A 21563-nucleotide genomic window follows, 5' to 3' on the forward strand; every position below is an offset into this window, starting at 1 on the left:
GCGGCGGGGCACATCCCTCAGTAGTCGGCCAAGATTTCGCCGCCGCCGAACGTGACGAGGGCGGCGAACGTCCGAACGGTAATGGTGCTGTTGACGAACTTGACCGAGCCGTCGGCGAACAGCAGGTTCAGCCCGCCGGTGTGGAGCGAGTACGGCTGCTGGTTGTTCGAGCAGTTCACGGCGCACGGCCCCGGGACCGTCTCGCCGTCGTAGGAGATGCCGGTGAAACTCGCGATCTCGCTGGCGCTCGGCCGGATCCACGCCCCGCCGCCGGTCGGGTTCGTGTCCGGGTTGCTGAACGCCTTGCCGGCCTTGTACCACTGCGGCCGGCCGGTGTCCTCGACCAGGAGGATCGTGTTGGCCGTGCCGTCGGTGACGTCGGTCACCTTCCGGGTGTAGATGCCCTCGGTGTACACCGTCGCCCCGGCCGCCGACCGGTTGATGTTCGACAGGATGCCGTACCCCTGCGACTTCGACCCGGCCACGAACGTGACCTCGGCCCCCGGCGCGGTCGCGTCCACCCGCTCGACCGGGACGTAATCCCCGTACGCGAACACGTTACTCCCGCCGTTGTTGTACAGGCCGACGCGGACCTCCGGGCTGGTCGACGGGCAGATGTCGATCTTGATCGGGATCGCCCCGAGGGGCGTGTTGACCGGGTCGTTGTTCCACCCGCTGAAGTAGTTCAGGTTGACGTGCACGTTCCCCTGCTCGATGTACGGCAGCAGCCAGCACATGTACGACAACTGCGTCGGCGTCGGGTCGCCGGTGTTGATCTGCCGGTTGACCGACGAGTGGAAGTTGCCGTTCGTGTTCTCGTAGTTGTGGAACGCCAGGCCGAGCTGCTTGAGGTTGTTCGTGCACTTGATCCGGGAGGCGGCCTCGCGAACTTTCTGGACGGCCGGCAGGAGCAGGCCGATCAGGATCGCGATGATGGCGATGACGACCAGGAGTTCGATCAGCGTAAAGGCGCGGCGGTTGCGATTCATGACAGTCCTTTCGGAACGGGGTCGGGGTTAGAGTTGCAGCGGGGGCAGTTTGTTGGGTTCCTTCTTCACGGTGACGCGGGGGGCGGCGGGGGCGGTCGGCTTGCCGTACTTGCCCTTCAACTTGTCGGCGGCGAACTCGGTGATCTTGTCCGACCCGACGGTGACGACGACTTCGGGCCGCCACTCGATGGTGACGGCGTACTCGCCCGGCGGGGCGCCGTCCTCGTGGGCGAACGTGCTCAGTTTGACCGTGCCCGCGGCGTCCACCCGCCCGGTCGGCAGGGGGACCTTCGGATCGGCCTTGCCGACCGGGTGCAGCACGACCGTCGCGCCCGCGGCCGGCTTGCCGAGCACCTGCACCTCGAACTCGACCGGGTACGCCGGTGGTTCGGTCCGGGTACAGCCGGCACCGAGGAGCGCCACGACGCCGGCCACGGCGTAGAAGAATCGGATCCTCATCTCTCCCTTTCCTGTGACCAAAAGTTCCGGACCGGCAGGTCGACACACGACCCGGATGTCACCACCTTGAGACTCAAGATCGGCAACACGATTACCAAGATGACAAACAATGTGATCTAACGCAAGGCGTGGTAACCCTTGAGCGATGCTACTTGGTCACATCCGACATCCGACGTTCCGATTCGTCCCTGCCGTTTTTAGAGCTAAAGACGTGAAGAATCGCAACTTGTGGGTCTGGAATTGCCGGACGTATGAGTGGCCGTCATTTGACAGAGTGGGCTCGGGCGACTTAACAAACTCGGGTCGATGAAGTGCGAGGGGAATCCACTCGCCAACGCGGTCTCGCGTCCCGTCCTTCTTTGCGAACGGGAATTGCACCGGGGTGCGGTCCAACTCTTTCGGCGTGTCGAAACGGTTTCCGGTCCGGCCGCAACACGGACGGTTTCGATCGGGCAACGGACGAACGCCACGTCGCCGACGCCGAGGCCGATCGCAACAAAACGAACGCGGGCGGGGAGTGAAGAGACCTCCCCGCCCGCGTCAAGATATCGAGTCCGGCTCAGCACATGCAGCAGCACACCGGGGTGCCGCCCATCATCAGGCAGCACGTGCACCCGGTCTTCATGCAGGCCGTCATGCAGTCGCAGCAGCCCTGGATCATGTCGCAGCACGCCTTGTCCCCGCTCGTGCACGTGACGCAGCACCCGTCCTTGGTCATCTCGACCTTGCACGCACCCATCGTCAGGTTGCAGCAGCACACCATCATGCCGTTCATCATGCACGCCACGCTGCACATGCCCCCGGCCATCATCGTGCACAGGTTCTGCATCATCGTGCACGCCGTCGGATCGTCGCACATACAGGTGATCTTCATCCCGCCGGTGCACTTCTCCATCTTCATCGTGCACCGGGGGACCATCACCATGTTCGGCATCGAGGCCGGCATCATCTCGGGCATGTTCGTGGACGGGGCGCCGGACATGTTGGTGGCGGCCATGCGGTTCATCGTCATCATGGGAAAAGCTCCGGGTCGGTGTGATTGGTTCGGGTGACGTGGGAGATGATAACCCGGATCGACGCCGGTTCAACCGCGACCGAATCGCTGTACGTTCCGATTTCGAAGCCCGAAGTGACGATCGAAGAATTCCAGCGGTTTGCCGATCTCGGAAGTGGTGATTCGACAAATCGCCTGAGAATTCGCCCTTTTAATTCTGATCCGGACAATCATCCGTTGTTCGCGCCGTTGTCCAGAAGCGGCGAAAGAATCTCCGAAAATCCTGAAAATGGTTTCGGGTGATGCCCTTCACACCCCAAGTCATGGCGTCGACGACCACCATAGATGACTTAGTAGACAGTTAAAGTCGCAATTACAACATCCGTCATGTTGATTAAGATGACTCCTATGGTAATACTACATGTGTTGCGTGGCCCAGTCTTCCCATTCGAGTCGCCCGACCTTGATGGAGAGACAAGGCCGGGCGGTCCAGACACCTTGGGGAGAGGGGTGTCCTTCGAACGGGAAACGGGGCCACGCACTTCTAACGCCGCTGGTGGCGTTAGCACCTCACCCGGAGATGAATCATGCGTAAGCTGCTGTTGGCCCTGTCCGCCCTGGCCGTGACGGTCGGGTTCACCATCGCCTCGGAAGTGTCGTTCGTGAAGTACGACGCGGACAAGAAAGAACTGACCGTCAAAGAGGGCGACAAGGAGGCGACCTACAAGGTCACCGACGAGACGAAGGTCAAGCGCGGCGAGAAGGACGCCAAACTGGAGAACGTCCTGAAGCACTTCTCCGAGAAGGCCAAAGCCGGTGACGCCTTCGAACTGACCGCCGACAAGGACAAGAAGACCGTCTCGGAAATCAAACTCAAGGGCGGCAAGAAGCAGTAACCGGTCGTCGACGTCCCGCGGCGGAGGGCTTGCCCTCCGCCGCGGTTCATTCCGTTCCAGCGAGTCAACGCCCGGCCCCACGTCCGACCGGCGAGCCTTCCTTGGGCCCGCGGCGAACCTCCACGCGATCGAACGAAATCCGGCCACGGGAACACCATCCTGGGCCGCCCGGTGAGTACTCGCACCCACGTGCCCCAACCTCCCACGACCGCCTTCGGAGCACCCGCCCCATGCGACCTCGACGGATCTCCGTGCTCTTGGCCGTGTGGGTCGCGCTCGGTTTGGTGGGGTGCCGGCCCGCCGACGGGCCGGACCGCACGCTGCGGGTCGGCTATCAGAAGTGGGGCACGTACTCGATCCTAAAAGCCTCGGGCACGCTCGAACCGAAGCTGGCCGCCCACGGCTACCGGGTCGAGTGGGTCGAGTTCCCGGCCGGCCCGCCTTTGCTGGAAGCGATGAACGCCGGCAGCCTCGACCTCGGCCACACCGGCGACTCGCCGCCGCTGTTCGCCCAGGCGGCCGGCGTGCCGCTCGTGTACGTCGCCGCCTCCTCGCCCAGCCCGGACAGTTCGGCCGTCGTCGTGCCCGCCGGGTCTTCCATCCGCGGCGGGGCCGAGTTGAAGGGCAAGCGGGTCGGCTTCGTGAAGGGGTCGAGTGCCCACACCCTCGTCGTGCGGGTCCTGGAAAAGAACGGCTTGGGCGTCGGCGACATCGAGGCCGTCTATCTCAGCCCCGCCGACGGCCGCGTGGCCCTCGAAACGGGCGGCATCGACGCCTGGTCGGTCTGGGACCCGTACCTCGCGGCCGCCGAGCAGATCGGCACCGTCCGCCGGGCCGTCGAGGGCCGCGGTCTCGTCGAGGGCCGCGAGTACTACCTGGCGGCCCGCTCGTTCGTGGACTCTCGACAAGACATCGTGAGGCTGTTCCTGGCCGAGTTGACCCAGGTGAAGGGGTGGGCCCGGGACCGATCGGACGACGTGGCCCGGATGCTCGCCGACGAGACGGGCATCGACCTCGGAGCCATCGCGAAAGCCGAGGCCCGCCGCAGCCGGTACGACACGCGGGCCATCACGCCGGAACTGGTGGCCGCCCAGCAAGCCCTCGCGGACCGGTACGTCGAGTTGGGACTGCTCCCGAAGTCGATCGTCGTGGCGGACGCCGTGCCGCGGATCGACTTCGGCCTCCAGGAGTGACCGCGGTGGACGTGTTCTGGTTCATTCCCACGCAGGGCGACGGCCGGTTCCTCGGCACGACCGACGGCGGCCGGCCGGCCACGTTCGACTACTTCGCGCAAGTGGCCCGCGCCGCAGATTCGCTCGGCTACCACGGCGCGTTACTCCCGACCGGCCGCGGGTGCGACGACGCCTGGATCACGGCCGCCGGCCTGGCGGCGATCACGACGCGGCTGAAGTACCTCGTCGCCGTCCGGCCGGGGCTGGTCAGTCCGACGCTCGCGTACCGCATGGCCGCCACGTTCGACCGGCAGACGGCCGGCCGCATCCTCATCAACGTGGTCGCCGGTGGCGACACCGACGAGTTGCACGGCGACGGCGTGTTCCTGTCGTCCGAGGAGCGGTACGAGCAAACCGACGAGTTCCTGACCATCTGGCGGGGCCTCGCCCGCGGGGAGACCGTCGACCACGCCGGCAAGCACCTGACCGTGTGGGCGGCCAAGCAGTTCTTCCCGGCCCACCAACAGCCGCACATCCCGCTGTACTTCGGCGGGTCGTCGCTGCCGGCCGTGTGCGTGGCAGCCCGGCACGTGGACGTGTACCTGACGTGGGGCGAGCCGCCCGCCGCGGTGGCCGAGAAGGTCGCCGACGTCCGGCGGGCGGCTACGGCGAAAGGCCGGTCGGTCCGGTTCGGCATCCGGCTGCACGTCGTCGTCCGCGACACCGTGGCCGAGGCCCGCACGGCCGCGGAGAAGCTCATCGAGAAGGTCACGCCCGAGGTCGCCGCGGCGGCCCAGGGCGTGTTGGCGAAGTACGAGTCGGAAGGGCAGCGGCGGATGCTCGCCCTCCAGCGGAACGGCCGCGACGGGCTGTGGCTGCGGCCCGACCTGTGGGCCGGCGTCGGCCTCGTCCGCGGCGGGGCGGGCACGGCGATGGTCGGCGACGGGCCGACGGTGGCCGCCCTCATGCGCGAGTACGCGGCCGTCGGCATCGACACGTTCATCCTGTCCGGCTACCCGCACTTGGAGGAAGCCTACCACGTCGCCGAGCACGTGTTCCCGCACCTGCCGCTCAGCCGAGCGACGACCGCGGCGACGCGGGGCGAGGTGATCGCCAACGGGGCGGTCCGCATCCCCGGCGGCGCGAACGGCACCTCATGAGTCGCGCACTCACGCCCTGGCTGCTGCCGCTGGTCCTGCTCCTCGCCTGGCAGGCGGCCGGCAAACTCGGCTGGCTGTCGACCCGCGTCCTGCCGACGCCCCTGGAAGTCGGCCGGGCCGGGGTCAAACTGACCGCGTCCGGCGAACTGCCGCGGCACCTCGGCGTGAGCTTCGCCCGGGCGGCCGCCGGGTTTGTCATCGGCACGACCCTCGGCCTCGCCCTCGGCGTCCTCACCGGTACGTCGCGGCGGGCCGAGCGGCTCCTCGACACGTCCGTGCAGATGCTCCGCACCATCCCGCACCTGGCCCTCATCCCGCTCGTCATCCTCTGGTTCGGCGTCGGCGAGGCGGCGAAGGTCTTCCTCGTCGCCGTCGGCGTGCTGTTCCCCGTCTACCTGAACACCTATCACGGGTTCCGCACGGTCGACTCCGGCCTGATCGAGATGGGCCGGGTGTACGCCCTCGGCCGGTGGCAACTGTTCCGGCGTGTGCTGTGGCCGGGGGCGTTGCCGTCGGTGCTGGTCGGCGTGCGGTACGCCCTCGGCGTGATGTGGCTGACGCTCATCGTCGCCGAGACGATCGCCGCCACGTCGGGCGTCGGCTACCTGGCGATGAACGCCCGCGAGTTCCTGCGGACCGACGTGGTCGTCCTCAGCATCCTGCTCTACGCACTGCTCGGCAAGCTGGCCGACGGCGTCGCCCGGTTGCTGGAACGGCGTCTCTTGCCGTGGCACCCCGCCTTCGTCCAACCGATCGCGGCCGCCGCGAACCCGGACGACTCCGTTGGGAGTGAACTTTGAGTTTCGCGGCCGGCGGCGTGTCCGTGGAAGCGGTCGGCGTCCGCCGGGCCTTCGGCCCGCACGTCGTCTTAGACCGGCTGAACCTGCGGGTCGCGGCCGGCGAGTTCGTCGCGATCGTCGGCCGGAGCGGCAGCGGCAAGAGCACGCTCCTTCGCCTCCTCGCCGGGCTGGATCAACCGACGGCGGGCGAGGTGCGGATCGACGGCCGGCCGCTCGCCGGGCTGAGTCCGCGGACCCGCGTGCTCTTTCAGGACGGCCGCCTGTTGCCGTGGCTGCGGGTCGGGGAGAACGTCGCGTTGGGGCTGGACGACCGCCGCCGCGAGAATGCCGCCCGCCTGTTGGAGCGGGTCGGGCTGGCGACGCGGGCGGCCGACTATCCCGGCGTCCTGTCCGGCGGCCAAAGGCAGCGGGTGGCCCTGGCGCGGGCACTGGCGGCCGAACCCGGATTCCTGCTGTTCGACGAACCGCTCGGCAGTTTGGACGCCCTGACGCGGGTCGAGATGCAACGACTGGTCGAAGAGTTGTGGCGGGAACGCCCCTTCACCGGCGTGCTCATCACCCACGACGTGGCCGAGGCCGTTACCCTGGCCGACCGCGTGCTGCTACTCGAAGGCGGCGGCATCCGCGCCGAGTGGCCGGTGCCGTTCCCACGGCCGCGGGCGACCGGCTCACCGGACTTCGCCCGCCTCGTCGAAGGCGTGCTGGGGCGGGTGCTCGGCCGGCCGGCTCAGATGACGTAATCCCCGCCACCGAACTGCGGCAGGAGGTCGGACAGCTTCGTTTCGGACAGCACCCGCTCGCGGCCGTCGGTGATCCGCTTCCAGACGGCCCGGAGGGCGTTGCCCAACGGGGTGGGGGCGTACCGCTCTTCGGGCGGGTCGGTCCGCTCCAGGGTGTTGAGGACGTCGGCCAGGGAGATTTCGTCCGGCCGGCGGGCCAGGTGGTACCCACCGGACGCGCCGCGGGTGCTGACGACCAACCCGGCCCCCTTGAGGTGGCCCATGATCTGAACGAGGAATCGCTGCGGGATGCCGTGCTGCGACGCCATGTCCGACAGGTGCACAGGTTTCGGGCTGCCGTGCTGGGCGGCCAGTTCGAGGAGGGCCAGGCAGCCGTACTCGGCCTTCGCGGAGAGAAACATGGCGACCTTTCAGGGAGACCGATCCCAAGAATCTTGCGCAACGACACGGATTTCCATCGGCCTGCGCACCACGGCCCGCGAGCTTAAACGGGCGTGCGAAAAAGTAATTTACGATTTTGGTGATAATTTTAGTTATAATTAGATCCTTATCGCTGTGCGGGGAGCTCTTCGCGATGAAACTTTCTCGAAAGGCCGACTACGCCCTGCGGGTTCTCGTCACGCTCGTGGAGCGTGCGGGGGCGGGACCGATTTCAATGACCGAGTTGGCGAGACGGAATCACGTGCCGAAGCGGTTTCTCGAACACATCATGTTGGACTTGAAGTCAAGCGGGTGGGTCGGGAGCAGTACCGGCCGGACGGGCGGGTACGTCCTGACGTCTCCGCCGGAGCGAATCACCCTGGGACAGGTCATTCGTCATTTCGACGGCGTTTTGGCCCCTATCGGCTGCGTTTCGGCCACGGCCTTCGAGGACTGCTCTCAGTCGAACTGTTGCCGGTTTCGCCGGGTCATGCTCGACGTGCGGAACATGGTCGCGAACTACCTCGACAACGTCACGCTCGCCCAGGTGGTCGTCAACCAACCCGTCGCGGATCGCCACGTTTTCCACCTCGAACTGATCCGTGGAGAAGGTATCTGACACGCCGCTCACACACCAAATTGCGTTGAAAGTGCCCGCGAGGTGACAGAGTGGCGACCGCGGATGGCGGTCGAGCCGAGAACACGATTGACATTCGACACTATCTCTATCATATTGGTGACACACGATCAGTCGGTGGGATGTCGTAAGCCTCCACTTCCGACATCTGCAGTGAGCCGGCCGGGTCGTGATTCTCTTCTGGCGAGTGTCTCACACGCTCGTACTTTTCGCGCCTTAAAACCTTCGAGGGCACCACCCGAACGGGTGCCCGAGCCGTGATCGACAGAGGAGCGAGCAACATGGTCCGCATTACCTGGGAGAACGAAACCCTGCACGTGCGTCGGGTCGTGGTCCGTCGCGACCTGCCGCGGGCGTACACCTACGCCGTCCGCCGGGCGGCCGAGCGACTCGGGTTGCCGCTCGCCTACCCTGAAGCCAAGCCGCGGGCGGGCGACTTCTGGCTGGCCTGCTCGCCGGACCGCGGGTGGGGCGACGCCGACCCGGGTGCCATCGGCTGGGTCAGCCCCCTCGACATCGACGCCGGCCTGAACCTCTTGTTCGCCACCATCGAGGCGGTGAAGTTACACCCCGTCCCGTAGACGGTCTGAATCGCCTCGTCCGTCGATTTTCTCCGCGCGGCATCATGTGCTGTGCGTGGGACTTTCCCCCTTTCCCGAGGACGTGTCATGAAGCGACTGACGTACCTGTGGTTCGCCGTGGCGGCGACGCTGTTCGCCGCCGGATCCATGCCGGCCGCCGAGAAGTTAAACGCCGTGAAGGTGGTTGCCGACGTGGCCTACCACACCGGCGACGGCGTTGACGCCGAGCGGCACAAGCTCGACCTGTACCTGCCCGAAGGCAAGTCCGGCGTGCCGGTGGTGGTGTTCTTCCACGGCGGCGGCTACCAGAAAGGGGACCGCAAGGGCGCGGCCCAGTTCGGCGAGACGCTCGCCCGCCAGGGCGTGGCCGTCGCGGCCGTCGGCTACCGCTTGGTGCCGGCCGCCAGGTACCCGGCCCCGGTGGAAGACGGGGCGAAGGCCGTCGCCTGGGTGCAGAAGCACGTCGCCGAGCACGGTGGGGCGGCCGACCGCCTGTACCTCGCCGGCCACTCGGCCGGCGGCCACCTGGCGGCCCTGCTGGCGACCGACAATCAGTACCTGAAGGCGGCCGGGGCCGACGCGGCGGCCGTCAAGGGCGTCATTTCGTTGAGCGGCCTGTACGCGGTACCCGACGACCGGGCGGCGGTCTTCGGCGGCGACGCGGCCCGCAAGCAGGCGTCGCCGCAGCACCACCTGCGGGCCGATCTGCCGCCGTTCTTCTTGGCCTACGCCGACAAGGACAACCCGGACAAGGACAAGCACACGGCCGCGTTCGCCGACGCCCTCAAGGCGAAGAAAGTCGCCGCGACCGTGTACGTGGGCAAGGACCGCGACCACGGGACGCTGTTCTCGAAGATCGCCGACGGCGACCCGACCGGGCAGGCCGTGCTGGCGTTCATCCACGCGACCGAGGCCGACAAAAAGTAACCGCCAAGGGTCGGGCCGTCCGCGGCGGCTCGGCCCTCTTTCCCCCTAATTGAAGGCTCCCGCATGTCTCGCTGGTATTGGTCCTGCCTGTTCGCCCTGATACTGGTCACCGCCACTTCGGCCGCCGATCCGCCGGCGAAGAAGCCGAACGTCCTGTACATCGCGGCCGACGACCTGAACGCGCGGCTCGGCTGTTACGGCGACCCGCTCGCCAAGACGCCGAACCTCGACAAGCTGGCCGCCGCCGGCGTGCGGTTCGACCGGGCGTACTGCCAGTACCCGCTGTGCAACCCGTCCCGGAGTTCGCTGCTGAGCGGCAAGCGGCCGGCCACCACGCGGGTCTACAACAACGGCGTCGTCGCCCGCGCCCACGTCGGCAAGGACGCCGTCTTCCTGCCGGAACTGTTCCGGAACAACGGGTACTTCACCGCCCGCGTCGGCAAGATCGCCCACCACGCGCACGAGGACCAGGTGACGTGGGACGTGTCCGAGCACCCCCGCGGGCCGAACGGCGAGAACCTGATGTCGAAGGCGTACGCCGCCGTCGAGGGGACCGGCATCGGCGAGTTCTCCCTGGGCTGGAAGGCCACCGACACGAAGGACGAGGACGAGCCCGACGGCGTGGTCGCCACCCGCGTCATCGAACTTCTCGAACAGTCGCAGAAGTCCGGCAAGCCGTTCTTCCTGGCCGCCGGGTTCTATCGCCCGCACCTGCCGTTCGTGGCCCCCAAGAAATACTTCGACCTGTACCCGTTGGACCGGGTGAAACTACCGGCCGAGCCGCCGGAGCACCTGAAGTTCATCCCGAAGCTCGCGTTCAACGCCAACCCGACCCCCGCGAAGGGTGAGGTGTACACCGACGTGCAGAAGCGGGAAGCGGTGCGGGCGTACCTGGCGTCGATTTCGTTCATGGACGCGCAAGTCGGCCGCCTGCTGGCCGCGCTCGACCGGCTGAAACTGGCCGACGACACGGTCGTCGTCTTCTTCGGCGACCACGGCTTCCACCTGGGCGAGCACGGCGGCTTGTTCCGCAAGATGAGCCTGTTCGAGGAGTCGGCCCGCGTGCCGCTGATCCTCCGCGTGCCGGGGAAGAAGCCGGGCGTGACCAGCCGCCTGGTCGAACTCGTGGACTTGTACCCGACGCTCGCGGACCTGGCCGGACTGACGCCGCCGACCGACCTGGAGGGCACGAGCGCCGTGCCGCTGCTCGACGACCCGAAGCGGGCGTGGAAGACGGCCGCGTTCACCACCGTCACCCGCCGAACCGCCGGGGCGACCGAGCCAGTCTTCGGGCAGAGCGTACGGACGGAGCGGTATCGGTACAATGCGTGGGGCGACGGCACGGCCGAGTTGTACGACCACGACGCCGACCCGCACGAGTATGCCAACCTGGCCGCCGACCCGAAGCACGCGGCGACCGTGGCCGAGTTGAAGAAGTTGCTGGCCGGCGGCTGGAAGGCGGCCCGGCCCGGAGGGTAACGGATGGCACGGATTCTCCCGCTTGACGTCGCGGCCGCCCCGCCGGCGGCCCGGGAGCAACTCGACGAGCAGATCGCCAAACACGGCCGCGCGACGAACATGAAGCGGACGCTCGCGCACTCGCCGGCGGCCCTGTTCGCGCTCATGCGGTGGTACGACCTGCACGCCGAGGTGACGGCGTTCCTCGGCGACCGCCTCACCACACTCTTCGCGCACGCCGTCTCGGCCCAGACCGATTGCCTCGTCTGCTCGACCTTCTTCCGCCGGTGGCTGACGGAGGCCGGCGAAGACCCCGACGACCTGAAGTTCGACGACCGCGAGCGGGCAGTCGTCGAGTACGGCCGGCAGTTGGCCCGCGACGCCAACGGGGTGACGGACGCACAGTACGCCGCCGTTGCTTCCCACCTGACGCCATCGCAGGTCGTTGCCCTGACCGCGTTCGGCGGGCTGATGATCGCGACGAACGTCTTCAACAACGTCCTGAAGGTGGACCTGGACGAGTACCTGTTCCCGTTCCGCAAGGGGGCGACATGACGACAGGCTTGGCGGGCAAGGTCGCGCTCATCACCGGGGCCGCCCACGGACAGGGCCGGGCCGCGGCCCTCGCCTTGGCGAGGGAAGGTGTGTCGGTCGTCGCGCTCGACGTGACGAAGCCGCTGGCCTACCCCGGCTACGCGACCGGCACCTCGGCCGAACTCGATTCGCTGGTGAGTGAAGTGCAGAAGTTCGGCTCGCAGGCACTGGCCGTGACCGCCGACGTGCGCGACGACGCGGCGGTCACGCAGGCGGTGGCCGCCGCAGTGGAGCGGTTCGGCCGCATCGACGTGCTGTTCAACAACGCCGGCATCTGCGGGTACGGCCTCGCGCACGAACTCTCCGAAGACGCCTGGGACGCGATGCTCGACATCAACCTGAAGGGTGCGTTCCTCGTCACCCGGCGGGTGATCCCGCACCTGATCGCGCGGAAGGCCGGCGTCATCATCAACAACTCGTCCGTCCTCGGCCTCCGCGGGGCGAACCGGCTGAGCCACTACGTCGCCTCGAAGTGGGGACTCGTCGGCCTGACGAAGTCGTGGGCGATCGAACTCGCCCCGCACAACGTCCGCGTGGTGTCGATCCACCCGACCGGCGTGAACACGCCGATGCAGGACGGCCTGGCGGCGATGGAAGGGCTGACGCCGCTGGAGATCGCCGAGCGCTCGGCCGGCAACCTGCTGCCGGTGCCGTGGGTCGAGGCCGACGACGTGGCGAACGCGGTCGTGTTCCTGGCGTCCGACGCGGCCCGCTTCGTGACCGGGTCGCAGTTCGTCCTCGACGCCGGCCTGCTGACCCGCTGACCGGGGCGGCGATAAAATGTCCAGGCGACTGTTCGCGGCGGTCGATGTAGGAGACACGCCTCGCCCCGAGGAGCGGGAAAAGCCATGCTGGACACCATTCTGCACGCCGTCGGCCGCACCCCTCTGGTGAAGCTCCACCGGGTGACCGCCGGGCTGGCCCCGACCATCGCCGCCAAGGTGGAGGCGATGAACCCCGGCGGCAGTACGAAGGACCGGGTCGCCGTCGCCATGATCGCCGACGCCGAGAAGGCCGGCCGGCTGCGGCCGGGCGGCACCATCATCGAGGCCACGGCCGGCAACACCGGCGTCGGCCTGGCGATGGCCGCCGCCGTCAAGGGGTACCGGTGCATCTTCGTCCTGCCCGACAAGATGAGTGCCGAGAAGGTCAGCCTCTTGAAGGCTTACGGGGCCGAGGTCGTCATCACCGCGACGAACGTGCCGCCGGACCACCCGGACAGCTACAACGGCGTGGCCGACCGGTTGGCCCGCGAGATCCCCGGCGCGTGGCGGCCGAACCAGTTCACGAACCTGTCGAACCCCGAAATCCACTACCGCACGACCGGCCCGGAGATCTGGGAGCAGACCGACGGCCGGGTGACGCACGTGGTCGGCGGCGTCGGCACCGGCGGCACGCTGTCCGGCGTCGGCAAGTACCTGAAGGAGCGGAACCCGGACGTGAAGATGATCGGGGCCGACCCGGAAGGGTCGATCCTGTCCGGCGGAGCCCCGCACGGGTGGAAGGTCGAGGGCATCGGCGAGGACTTCGTGCCGAAGACCTTCAACAGTCAGCTCGTCGACGACTGGGTTCGCGTCGGCGACGCCGAGAGCTTCCACACGGCCCGCGAAGTCGCCCGCCGAGAAGGCATCCTCGTCGGCGGGTCGTGCGGCACGGCCCTGGCCGCCGCCCTGCGGTACGCCCGCCGGCTGACCGCGAGCGATCTCGTCGTGGTGCTGTGCCCCGACACCGGCCGCAACTACCTGAGCAAGGTGTACGACGACGCCTGGCTGGCCGCCAACGGCCTAGAGTGGCTGCCCGAGGCCCGGCACACGGTTGGCGACCTGCTGCACAGCCGCGGCGAGCGGCCGCTGTTCACGATCGGCCCGGACGCGACGGCGGCCGAGGCCATCGACATCCTGAGCACCGCCGGCATCTCGCAACTGCCCGTGCTGGACGGCGGCAAGCCGGTCGGCAGCGTGCAGGAAGTGACCCTCGCCCGCATCCTCCACGACCACCGCGACCCGGCCGCGGTGACGGTCGGCGAGATCATGGCCCGGCCGCTGCCGCAACTCGACGTGAGCACCCACATCGACGAGGCGTACCGGCTGCTGTTGTCCGGCAACACCGGCGTGCTGGCGACGAGCGACGGCGAGGTCCTGGGCATCGTCACCCGCATCGACCTGATCGACTACTGGTCGCCCTCGAAGGTCGCGGCCGGCGCACCGTAGCCGCAGGCTTTAGCCTGCGAGAGCCTTCCCCCCGCGAACGCTTCGGTGCCGGGCGATGGGCTTCGCGGGAGGAACGCTCCGCAGGCTAAAGCCTGCGGCTACAGTCCGAACCCCTCGCCCGCGGAGTTGCCGCATGAGTTCCGACCACGCCGCCCACGGGTTCAGCACCCGCGCCATCCACGCTGGGCAGCCCGCCGACCCGGCCACCGGGGCGACGGTCGTGCCCATCTCGGTGAGCTCCACGTTCACCCAGGCCGCCCCCGGTGAGCACAAGGGGTACGAGTACGCCCGCAGCGGCAACCCGACGCGGGCCGCCCTCGAAGCGTGCCTGGCCGCCCTCGAAGGCGGCGACCGCGGGCTGGCGTTCGCGTCCGGCCTGGCCGCCACCACGGCCGTCTTCCAGGCTCTACTCAAGCCGGGCGACGAGGTCGTCGCGGCCGCCGACCTGTACGGCGGCACCTTCCGACTGCTGGAGCGGGTGTTCAAGCCCTGGGGCATCACCGCGAAGTACACCGACGACGCCTCGCCCGCCGGGTTCGCCGCGCTCGTCGGGCCGAAGACAAAGATGGTCTGGATTGAGACGCCGACCAACCCGCTGTTGCAAATCCTCGACATCGCCGCCATCGCGGCCGTGGCGAACACGGCCGGTGCCGTGTTCGTCGTGGACAACACGTTCGCCTCGCCGTACCTGCAGCAACCGCTCCCGCTCGGGGCCGATGTCGTCGTCCACAGCACGACGAAGTACCTCGGCGGCCACTCGGACGTGATCGGCGGGGCGGTGATCGGCCGCCAGGAGTTGCTCGACCCGATCCAGTTCTTCCAGAACGCGGCCGGGGCGGTGCCGGGGCCGTTCGACTGCTACCTGACGCTGCGGGGGATCAAGACGCTGGCCGTGCGGATGGACCGGCACTCGGCGAACGCCGCCGAGCTGGCCGCCTGGCTGACGCAACAACCGCAAGTGGCGAAGGTGTACTACCCCGGCCTGCCGTCGCACCCCGGCCACGCCGTCGCGGCCCGGCAGATGAAGGCGTTCGGCGGCATGATCTCGCTGCAACTGCACGGCGGGGCCGACGCCGCCCGACAGTTCCTCACCCGCACGAAGTTGTTCAGCCTGGCCGAGAGCCTGGGCGGCGTCGAGTCGCTGGTCAACCACCCGGCCACGATGACCCACGCGAGCATCCCGAAGGCCGTCCGCGAGGCCCGCGGCGTGGACGACGGCCTCATCCGCCTGAGCGTCGGCATCGAGGATGTCGCCGACCTGCGGGACGACTTGGAAGTGGCTCTGAGTGCAGAAACCATCTAATAGATCACAGTATCAGTTCACATTTGACGTATTCTACTCCGTTAAGTCATTTCACGTCTGATAGTATGCAGTCATCTGAAATGTCGATTTTGTAATACCATACCTATCAATAATTTACATCGATAACAGGAACTCTTCCCGCTAATCGATTTGACGGAGTAGCCAGACGAACAGGGCAAGATTCGAGAATATTTCTTGCAATAAATCATCTTGTTTGTCATGTTGGTGCTTTAACAAGAATTGTGTTCTACTCAAGAACGCATCCGCTGATTTTGCTCGCCTGTTGGAGGACTATGACCGTGAGGCGCGTCCGAACGGGGCTGAGTCGAACCGTGTGACCGCAAGCATTCCAAACAACTGAACTGGTTTTCTGGAGGATCATCAACATGTCGAGTAGTCATTTCCGCCCCGTGTTCTCGCTGGTAGTCGCCCTCGCGATCGCGGCGGTGGGGCGGTCGGCCGAACCCGACGCGGGCAAGCTCGAATTCTTCGAGAAGAAAATTCGCCCGCTCTTGGTCGGGCATTGCAACGCCTGCCACTCGGCCGACACGAAGCCGGCCGGCGGGTTGCGGGTCGATGACCGCAACGGCCTGTTGACCGGCGGCAACGCGGGCGCGGCCGTTGTCCCCGGCAAGCCGGCCGACAGCCTGCTGTTGAAGCGGGTGGCCAAGGAGGCCAAGCGCCGCATGCCGACGGAAGGCGAGCATCTCTCCGACGAACAGATCGCGGACCTGACGACCTGGATCAAGGACGGGGCGGTGTGGCCGGCGGTCAAGCTGCCCGCGTCGTTCGGCAAGCAGAAGGAGAAGTACGAGGAACTGCGGAAGGACCACTGGGCGTGGCAGCCGCTCCAGGAGCCGAAGGCCCCGGCCGTGAAGGACGCGGCGTGGGCGAAAGACGACGTCGACCGCTTCCTGCTCGCGAAGCTCGAGGCGCAGAAGCTGGCGCCGGTCGCCGACGCGGACAAGGTCACGCTCATCCGCCGCGTCACGTTCGACCTGACCGGCCTGCCGCCGACGCCGGCCGACGTCGACGCCTTCGTGAAGGACGACTCGAAGGACGCCTTCGCCAAGGTCGTCGATCGGTTGCTCGCGTCGCCGCAGTTCGGCGAGCGGTGGGGCCGGCACTGGCTCGACGTGGCCCGGTACGGCGAGTCGACCGGCCCGAGCCGGAACATCCCGTACCCGCACGCCTGGAAGTACCGCGACTACGTCATCGACAGCGTGAACGCCGACGTCCCGTACGACCGGTTCATTCGTGAGCAGGTCGCCGGCGACCTGCTCCCATCGACGAACGACGAGGAGGCCAACCGGCAGAAGATCGCGACCGGGTTCCTCGCCCTCGGCGTGAAGGACGTGAACCAGCGGTTCAAGGTCCGGTTCGTCATGGACAACGTGGACGAGCAGATCGACGCCGTCACCCGGTCCGTCCTCGGGTTGACCGTCAGTTGCGCCCGGTGCCACGACCACAAGTTCGACCCCGTCCCGCAGGCCGACGTAAACGGCCTGGTCGCTGCAACTGACAAGGTGCATTTCGATCCTCCCGAACGCGACGTCGTACACGGCCCGGTGGGCGAACTGGCCGAGGTCGAAGTCCGCGTCGAGGTCGCGAATCATCCGGGCCAGGATGTTGCGGTTGAACGCGGCCGTGCCCCCCCCGCCGGTCGTTGTACGCGGCCTCAAAGACCCGCGGGTCTTTTTGCAAGTCGACGCCGAGCAGGAGTCCGCCGCCGCGGCGGCACAGGGCCGCCGTCCGCCGCAGCAAGACGATCGCCTCCTTCGGGGTGAAGTTGCCGAGCGTCGAGCCGGGGAAGTAGACCACCCGGCGGGCGGGTGGCGTTCGGCACGCGGGAAGGCCCAGCGGCCGGGTGAAGTCGGCGCACACTGGCAGTACCTCGACGTCCGGGTATTCCAAGGCCATGGCATTGGCCGAGCGGCGCAGGTGCTCGCCCGAGACGTCGACGGGGACGTAACCGGCCGGGTCTCGCAAGTGGTCGAGCAGGAACCGAGTCTTGACGCTGCTGCCGCTGCCGAACTCGATGAGAAGGCAACGCGGTCCCGGCAGCCCGGCAATCTCCGCGGCGTGCCGCTTCATGACGCCGATCTCGGTGCGCGTCGGGTAGTACTCGTCTAACGTCGTGATTTCATCGAACAGCGCCGACCCGTTCTCGTCGTAGAAGTACTTGCAAGACAGTTCCTTCCTCGGCGCTCCCAAGCCGCGGAGCACGTCCGCGAGGAATTGGCCCACCGGCGCCTTGACGGCGGGGGTGTGGACCGTTGTCGGACGGCGTCGATCATACGAGATCCTTGGCAAGGCGGATGCCGCTGAACTGCCAGCGGGCGTCCGGGGGGGAAGAAATTGCGGTAGGTGAGGCGGGTGTGGCCACGGGGCGTGACACAGGACGCGCCGCGCAGAACGAACTGGTTGCACATGAACTTGCCGTTGTACTCGCCCAAGGCGCCCGTAAGAGGGGCGTAGCCGGGGTAGCCGGCGTAGGGACTCGCCGTCCACTGCCACACGTCGCCGTAAAGCTGGTAGATCGGTCCGGGGTCGTCCGCAGCGGTTGTCGCCGCGGGGTGAAAGCGGCCGGCTTCCAGAAAGTGCCCCCCGAGTGGCACGTCGGAGGAGGCGATTTCCCACTCCGCCTCGGTCGGCAGTCGGGCTCCGGCCCAACGTGCGAACGCATCGGCCTCGTAATAACTGACGTGACAAACTGGCTCAGACGGACAGAGGAGGCGCGGACCCGCGAGCGTGGTCATGGACCACTCCCCGTTTTCTTCCGTCCAGTACAGCGGGGCCTCCCACCCCTGAACCTGCCGGGCGGCCCACCCGTCGGACAACCAAAACTCCGGCCGGTCGTACCCACCGTCGGCGACGAAGCCCTGGTACTCGGCGTTGGTCGCCAGCCGGCTTGCGAGCTGAAATCCGTGCAACCAGGTCTGATGGCGCGGCAACTCGTTGTCAAACGCGAAGCCGCTCCCGTCGTGCCCGATCGAGGCGAGGCGCGGGGGGAACGTCAACCAGGCGCGACGAGGGGGCACGGCAGCCTCGGACACCGCCTCTCGGTAGACGGGGTGAAGGGGGTTGGCGGCCCAGGCGTGCTTGAGGTTGGTGAGGATCAACTCCTGGTGTTGCTGTTCGTGGTGGATTCCCAGCACGACCGCCGGCTCGGCTCGGTCCAGGGTGCGGGAATCGGACGCCCGGAGGAGTCGATCCATGTGCTTGTCGACGTACGCGCGGTAGCCGAACACGTCCACCGCCGTCGGGCGGGACAACAGCCCCGCTGGGAGCGCGGCCAGCGCGGCCCCATGCTCTGGTAGTACGAGTTAAAAAGGCAACAATATACTTGGCGCACAGGGCTGGCTGGACAAGAATTCGTGTATGGACACGAACAACAACGACACGACCCCAGAAAAATTGGTTCAGGCCATCCGGTACTTCGCCGACCCGGACACCTGTTTGAACTACCTCACGCCGATTCGATGGCCGAACGGCATCACCTGTCCGCACTGCGGTTCGACCGAACACGCCTTCATCGCGAGCCGCCGCATCTGGCGGTGCAAGGGCCAGTGCAAGAAGCAGTTCAGCATCAAAATCGGGACAGTGATGGAAGATAGCCCGCTCGGCCTCGATAAGTGGCTGACGGCCATCTGGTTGATTGGGAACGCGAAGAACGGAGTCAGTTCATGGGAACTGCACCGGGCACTCGGCATCACGCAAAAGTCGGCGTGGTTCCTGTTGCACCGCATCCGACTAGCCATGCAAAACGGTTCGCTGGAGAAGTTGAGCGGCGAAGTGGAAGTCAATGAAACTTTCATCGGCGGGAAGGCCCGCAACATGCGCGCAGATAAGCGGGCCGAGAAGATTCACGGTCGCGGGGCGGTGGGCAAGGCTATCGTCATGGGCGTGCTGGAACGCAACGGCGAAGTGCGAACGACGGTCACTCCGGGCACCCAACGCGGCACGTTGCACGCTGAAGTGAGGGAGAACGTCGAAGTGGGTTCGCTCGTCTGCACCGACGCTCACGCGGGGTATATCGGTTTGAACCCGGACTACGTTCACGAGGCGGTCGATCACGCCCGCGAGTACGTCCGAGGGAACGCCCACACGAACGGGTTGGAGAATTACTGGTCGTTGCTCAAGCGGAGCACAAGGGGACGTATGTGAGCGTCGAACCGTTCCACCTGTTCCGCTGCTTGGACGAACAGGCGTTCCGGTACAACAACCGGAAGCATTGTGACGAAGCGAAGACGAACGGCGAGCGGTTCACGGAACTACTCGGGGCCATCGGCGGGAAGCGGCTGACCTACAGCCACCTGACGGGCAAAGATCGACCGGAGTTGCCCCCTGTCGAGTAAACGACAGGGTCGGGGGAAGCGGAAGAAAAAATTCGCTACTACGAAGTAGTGGCTTGCCGCATCGGGCGGAAGTTGTGCCTCATGGATTGAAGTATCTTCACACCGAACTCGGTCGGTACGAACCCCGCCCCGTCGCACTCCGGGCACATATAGCGGCGACTGTAACAGTCATCCGATCCACGCTGGCCCCGACAAGTTTCGCATGGGCGTTCTAGCTCAGGGATTTGGTCTTGTATGTCGCTACTCATCTTAAATGCCCTCATTATCCGGTCCCACAATAGCGGACACTTCCAGTAGCAATTTTATCGCTTGCTCCACGACGGGCTTTGTGAGTTTAGCGACCACCTCGCCGGATATATCGAGAAGCTTGCCCGATTCTGCGTTCGGGAAGGCGGAACTCAACTCAGCACAATGCCCGTGTGCCATCATAAACTTCGGGTCGGCTTTACCAGCTTTGTGAGTGATAGCGTGTCGCGTTTCGGCAAGTGCCTTCACGGAAGGGTGGAGTATGGCTTCCCTCACACCCGAGTGGCTCTCGCAGAACGCTCTAACGTAAGCTTCTCGCATTCCGTCTAAAGTCTGGAAATTATACTTCTCACTGAGGATTGTGCCCATACTGCGAGACAGGTTGTATCCGTGGAGTCGTAAGTAATCCACCCGCAAAAGCCGTTCTTCGTTCGGCCCCCTAGGATTTCGCGTCGCAGTAGCCGGCAACGGTTCCCGATCTCTCGGCATTGCCTTCGGATTCTTGCCGGCCAGGTCTGCTAGTTCGGCCGGGTGAGAGTTGAGGGCTTCGACCCAAAGGTCGCTGGCAAGAATCTCGAAAGCTGTCCATATACCTGCCACTGCGCCCGCCTTTATCGCACGAAAACCGTCCGAGCAGTTAAGCGAGTCATTAGACGGCAATGACTCCAATAGGTTTAAAAATCCAATGTCCAGATCGAATGCTTCTTCAGCGTCTTTGGTAGTGGCCGGCGCATTCGCACGCGCTTCAAATCGGGTATTGATCTTACCCACGAATTCCTGCCACTTCGGGTCACTCGGCCCATGCGGTTTTCGGGCATCATCGCCCCAGACTTCATGGGCAGCGTCCGCACTGTACTGAGCCGAGTGTCGAGTAATAGTTCGAATTATGTGGGGGAGTGTAGCAGCCATTCGAATTCGCCGCAGATTCGCGTCGAATGATTCACCGATGGCTCGAATTCCCTCGTGGGGTAAGTTCTCCCACGGGATCGGCCGGTAAGCGGTAGCAAAAAACAGGTCTTGGTAGTCGGTTGTCACCTTGGTCTCCAGTTTATCGTGGCGTGGAGCTGGGTTGACGTTTGCTTTCTCGTCACTCGTTATATTGGCCGATAAGGGGTCATGCCCTACTGACGGTCTAGCATTGCGCCGCCATCGAGTACAATCACCACATGAGCAAGCCGCATTCCCAACCATCCAACCCCACGGCGTTTAACGCCTTCGACGTGATGGCCCGCAAGCTGATGGGCGTCCCGAAGGCCGAGATCGACAAGCGGGAAGCCGAGTACCAGAAGGAACAGGCCAAGAAGCCAAAACGCGGGCCGAAGCCGAAGAAGTGACCGACCGATTCACGTCAGTTCTCAAGTCGCCGGTTGTGTTCCAAGTATATTATTGCCCTCCCGAGCACGCCATCAACGACCCCGCACCCGCGGGCGTTTGGCCCGTCGCCCCGGCAGTGGCCGAGGATGGGTGGTCTCGTGAAATGTGCGAGAGGCGGCGGGACGATCACATCGACACCCGAGAATCGGGGAAAAGGCAAAGAGATTCGGCGGATCCGCGATTCTACACCAGTTCACGAGTCTGTCCCTGAGAACGAGCGAGATGGAGGATGAGGAACTTTTTAA

The 21563-nt window shown here is 66.1% G+C and carries 24 protein-coding genes and 3 pseudogenes; 18 read left to right on the forward strand and 9 right to left on the reverse strand.

The window, feature by feature from the left end:
* Positions 1-17 precede the first annotated feature (17 nt).
* The 3 genes from PX52LOC_RS16120 to PX52LOC_RS16130 all read right to left on the reverse strand — a co-directional run bounded on the left by PX52LOC_RS16120 (position 18) and on the right by PX52LOC_RS16130 (position 2463).
* Positions 18-989, reverse strand: coding sequence for a DUF1559 family PulG-like putative transporter (locus PX52LOC_RS16120; RefSeq protein WP_149111073.1), 972 nt, complete (start codon positions 987-989; stop codon positions 18-20).
* A gap of 27 nt (positions 990-1016) precedes the next feature.
* A complete protein-coding gene (locus PX52LOC_RS16125; protein WP_149111074.1) occupies positions 1017-1448 on the reverse strand; it encodes a hypothetical protein in 432 nt (143 codons plus the stop codon).
* Positions 1449-2007: 559 nt separating this feature from the next.
* Positions 2008-2463 carry a hypothetical protein gene (locus PX52LOC_RS16130; RefSeq protein ID WP_149111075.1) on the reverse strand — a complete coding sequence of 152 codons (456 nt, stop codon included), beginning with the start codon at positions 2461-2463 and terminating at the stop codon, positions 2008-2010.
* Positions 2464-2496: 33 nt separating this feature from the next.
* Between PX52LOC_RS16130 and PX52LOC_RS16135 the strand changes: the two genes are divergently transcribed.
* From PX52LOC_RS16135 to PX52LOC_RS16160, 6 genes are all read left to right on the forward strand, one after another.
* Positions 2497-2745: a hypothetical protein gene (locus PX52LOC_RS16135; protein WP_168219031.1), complete on the forward strand. Its 249-nt coding sequence runs from the start codon at positions 2497-2499 to the stop codon at positions 2743-2745.
* 284 nt (positions 2746-3029) lie between these two features.
* Positions 3030-3338 carry a hypothetical protein gene (locus PX52LOC_RS16140; protein WP_149111077.1) on the forward strand — a complete coding sequence of 103 codons (309 nt, stop codon included), beginning with the start codon at positions 3030-3032 and terminating at the stop codon, positions 3336-3338.
* A gap of 230 nt (positions 3339-3568) precedes the next feature.
* Positions 3569-4531, forward strand: a complete 963-nt coding sequence (locus PX52LOC_RS16145) for an aliphatic sulfonate ABC transporter substrate-binding protein (protein WP_149111078.1) — start codon at positions 3569-3571, stop codon at positions 4529-4531.
* 5 nt (positions 4532-4536) lie between these two features.
* Positions 4537-5670 carry an FMNH2-dependent alkanesulfonate monooxygenase gene (gene ssuD / locus PX52LOC_RS16150; protein WP_149111079.1) on the forward strand — a complete coding sequence of 378 codons (1134 nt, stop codon included), beginning with the start codon at positions 4537-4539 and terminating at the stop codon, positions 5668-5670.
* A complete protein-coding gene (gene ssuC / locus PX52LOC_RS16155) occupies positions 5667-6470 on the forward strand; it encodes an aliphatic sulfonate ABC transporter permease SsuC (RefSeq protein WP_149111080.1) in 804 nt (267 codons plus the stop codon). The genes ssuD and ssuC overlap by 4 nt, the downstream gene beginning before the upstream one ends.
* Positions 6467-7210, forward strand: a complete 744-nt coding sequence (locus tag PX52LOC_RS16160) for an ABC transporter ATP-binding protein (RefSeq protein WP_218575368.1) — start codon at positions 6467-6469, stop codon at positions 7208-7210. Before ssuC ends, PX52LOC_RS16160 begins: the two co-directional genes overlap by 4 nt.
* On the opposite strand, the gene PX52LOC_RS16165 is transcribed toward PX52LOC_RS16160, so the two are convergent.
* Positions 7198-7611, reverse strand: a complete 414-nt coding sequence (locus PX52LOC_RS16165; RefSeq protein WP_149111081.1) for an RrF2 family transcriptional regulator — start codon at positions 7609-7611, stop codon at positions 7198-7200. The genes PX52LOC_RS16160 and PX52LOC_RS16165 overlap by 13 nt on opposite strands.
* Before the next feature lie 173 nt (positions 7612-7784).
* On the opposite strand from PX52LOC_RS16165, the gene PX52LOC_RS16170 reads away from it, so the two are divergent.
* The 9 genes and pseudogenes from PX52LOC_RS16170 to PX52LOC_RS16210 all read left to right on the forward strand — a co-directional run.
* Positions 7785-8249: an RrF2 family transcriptional regulator gene (locus tag PX52LOC_RS16170; protein ID WP_149111082.1), complete on the forward strand. Its 465-nt coding sequence runs from the start codon at positions 7785-7787 to the stop codon at positions 8247-8249.
* A gap of 299 nt (positions 8250-8548) precedes the next feature.
* Positions 8549-8848 carry a hypothetical protein gene (locus PX52LOC_RS16175; RefSeq protein WP_149111083.1) on the forward strand — a complete coding sequence of 100 codons (300 nt, stop codon included), beginning with the start codon at positions 8549-8551 and terminating at the stop codon, positions 8846-8848.
* A gap of 87 nt (positions 8849-8935) precedes the next feature.
* A complete protein-coding gene (locus PX52LOC_RS16180; protein ID WP_149111084.1) occupies positions 8936-9775 on the forward strand; it encodes an alpha/beta hydrolase in 840 nt (279 codons plus the stop codon).
* 63 nt (positions 9776-9838) lie between these two features.
* Positions 9839-11254 carry a sulfatase gene (locus PX52LOC_RS16185; protein WP_149111085.1) on the forward strand — a complete coding sequence of 472 codons (1416 nt, stop codon included), beginning with the start codon at positions 9839-9841 and terminating at the stop codon, positions 11252-11254.
* A gap of 3 nt (positions 11255-11257) precedes the next feature.
* A complete protein-coding gene (locus tag PX52LOC_RS16190; protein ID WP_149111086.1) occupies positions 11258-11788 on the forward strand; it encodes a carboxymuconolactone decarboxylase family protein in 531 nt (176 codons plus the stop codon).
* Complete coding sequence (locus tag PX52LOC_RS16195; protein ID WP_149111087.1) at positions 11785-12591, forward strand: mycofactocin-coupled SDR family oxidoreductase; 807 nt, start codon at positions 11785-11787, stop codon at positions 12589-12591. Before PX52LOC_RS16190 ends, PX52LOC_RS16195 begins: the two co-directional genes overlap by 4 nt.
* 84 nt (positions 12592-12675) lie before the next feature.
* Positions 12676-14037: a cystathionine beta-synthase gene (locus tag PX52LOC_RS16200; protein WP_149111088.1), complete on the forward strand. Its 1362-nt coding sequence runs from the start codon at positions 12676-12678 to the stop codon at positions 14035-14037.
* 133 nt (positions 14038-14170) lie between these two features.
* Positions 14171-15340, forward strand: coding sequence for a cystathionine gamma-synthase (locus tag PX52LOC_RS16205; protein WP_149111089.1), 1170 nt, complete (start codon positions 14171-14173; stop codon positions 15338-15340).
* A 386-nt stretch (positions 15341-15726) separates the two neighbouring features.
* Positions 15727-16863 (forward strand): annotated as a pseudogene (locus PX52LOC_RS16210) (DUF1549 domain-containing protein); the annotation flags it as partial.
* 27 nt (positions 16864-16890) lie between these two features.
* Here PX52LOC_RS16210 and PX52LOC_RS42580 read toward each other — a convergent pair.
* The 3 genes and pseudogenes from PX52LOC_RS42580 to egtB all read right to left on the reverse strand — a co-directional run.
* Positions 16891-16956 (reverse strand): annotated as a pseudogene (locus PX52LOC_RS42580) (hypothetical protein); the annotation flags it as partial.
* Between the two features lie 97 nt (positions 16957-17053).
* Positions 17054-17587, reverse strand: a pseudogene (locus PX52LOC_RS16215) (L-histidine N(alpha)-methyltransferase); the annotation flags it as partial.
* The gene (gene egtB / locus PX52LOC_RS16220; RefSeq protein ID WP_246173739.1) at positions 17470-18615 is read right to left on the reverse strand and encodes an ergothioneine biosynthesis protein EgtB; all 1146 of its coding nucleotides are present in this window, start codon (positions 18613-18615) and stop codon (positions 17470-17472) included. The gene egtB and the pseudogene PX52LOC_RS16215, both read right to left, overlap by 118 nt.
* Before the next feature lie 106 nt (positions 18616-18721).
* On the opposite strand from egtB, the gene PX52LOC_RS16225 reads away from it, so the two are divergent.
* Together PX52LOC_RS16225 and PX52LOC_RS41970 are read left to right on the forward strand one after the other, a co-directional pair.
* On the forward strand, positions 18722-19507 hold the full coding sequence (locus tag PX52LOC_RS16225; RefSeq protein WP_218575370.1) for an IS1595 family transposase: 786 nt from the start codon (positions 18722-18724) through the stop codon (positions 19505-19507).
* On the forward strand, positions 19504-19698 hold the full coding sequence (locus PX52LOC_RS41970; protein WP_218575371.1) for a hypothetical protein: 195 nt from the start codon (positions 19504-19506) through the stop codon (positions 19696-19698). Before PX52LOC_RS16225 ends, PX52LOC_RS41970 begins: the two co-directional genes overlap by 4 nt.
* Before the next feature lie 38 nt (positions 19699-19736).
* Here the strand turns inward: PX52LOC_RS41970 and PX52LOC_RS43910 are convergent, their stop codons facing one another.
* A complete protein-coding gene (locus PX52LOC_RS43910) occupies positions 19737-19961 on the reverse strand; it encodes a hypothetical protein (RefSeq protein ID WP_149111090.1) in 225 nt (74 codons plus the stop codon).
* Complete coding sequence (locus tag PX52LOC_RS16235) at positions 19948-20979, reverse strand: hypothetical protein (RefSeq protein WP_149111091.1); 1032 nt, start codon at positions 20977-20979, stop codon at positions 19948-19950. The genes PX52LOC_RS43910 and PX52LOC_RS16235 overlap by 14 nt, the downstream gene beginning before the upstream one ends.
* A 131-nt stretch (positions 20980-21110) precedes the next feature.
* On the opposite strand from PX52LOC_RS16235, the gene PX52LOC_RS40570 reads away from it, so the two are divergent.
* Complete coding sequence (locus PX52LOC_RS40570) at positions 21111-21278, forward strand: hypothetical protein (protein WP_168219033.1); 168 nt, start codon at positions 21111-21113, stop codon at positions 21276-21278.
* Positions 21279-21563: the final 285 nt, after the last annotated feature.

It is taken from the genome of Limnoglobus roseus, assembly GCF_008254045.1.
GTDB classification, from domain to species: domain Bacteria; phylum Planctomycetota; class Planctomycetia; order Gemmatales; family Gemmataceae; genus Limnoglobus; species Limnoglobus roseus.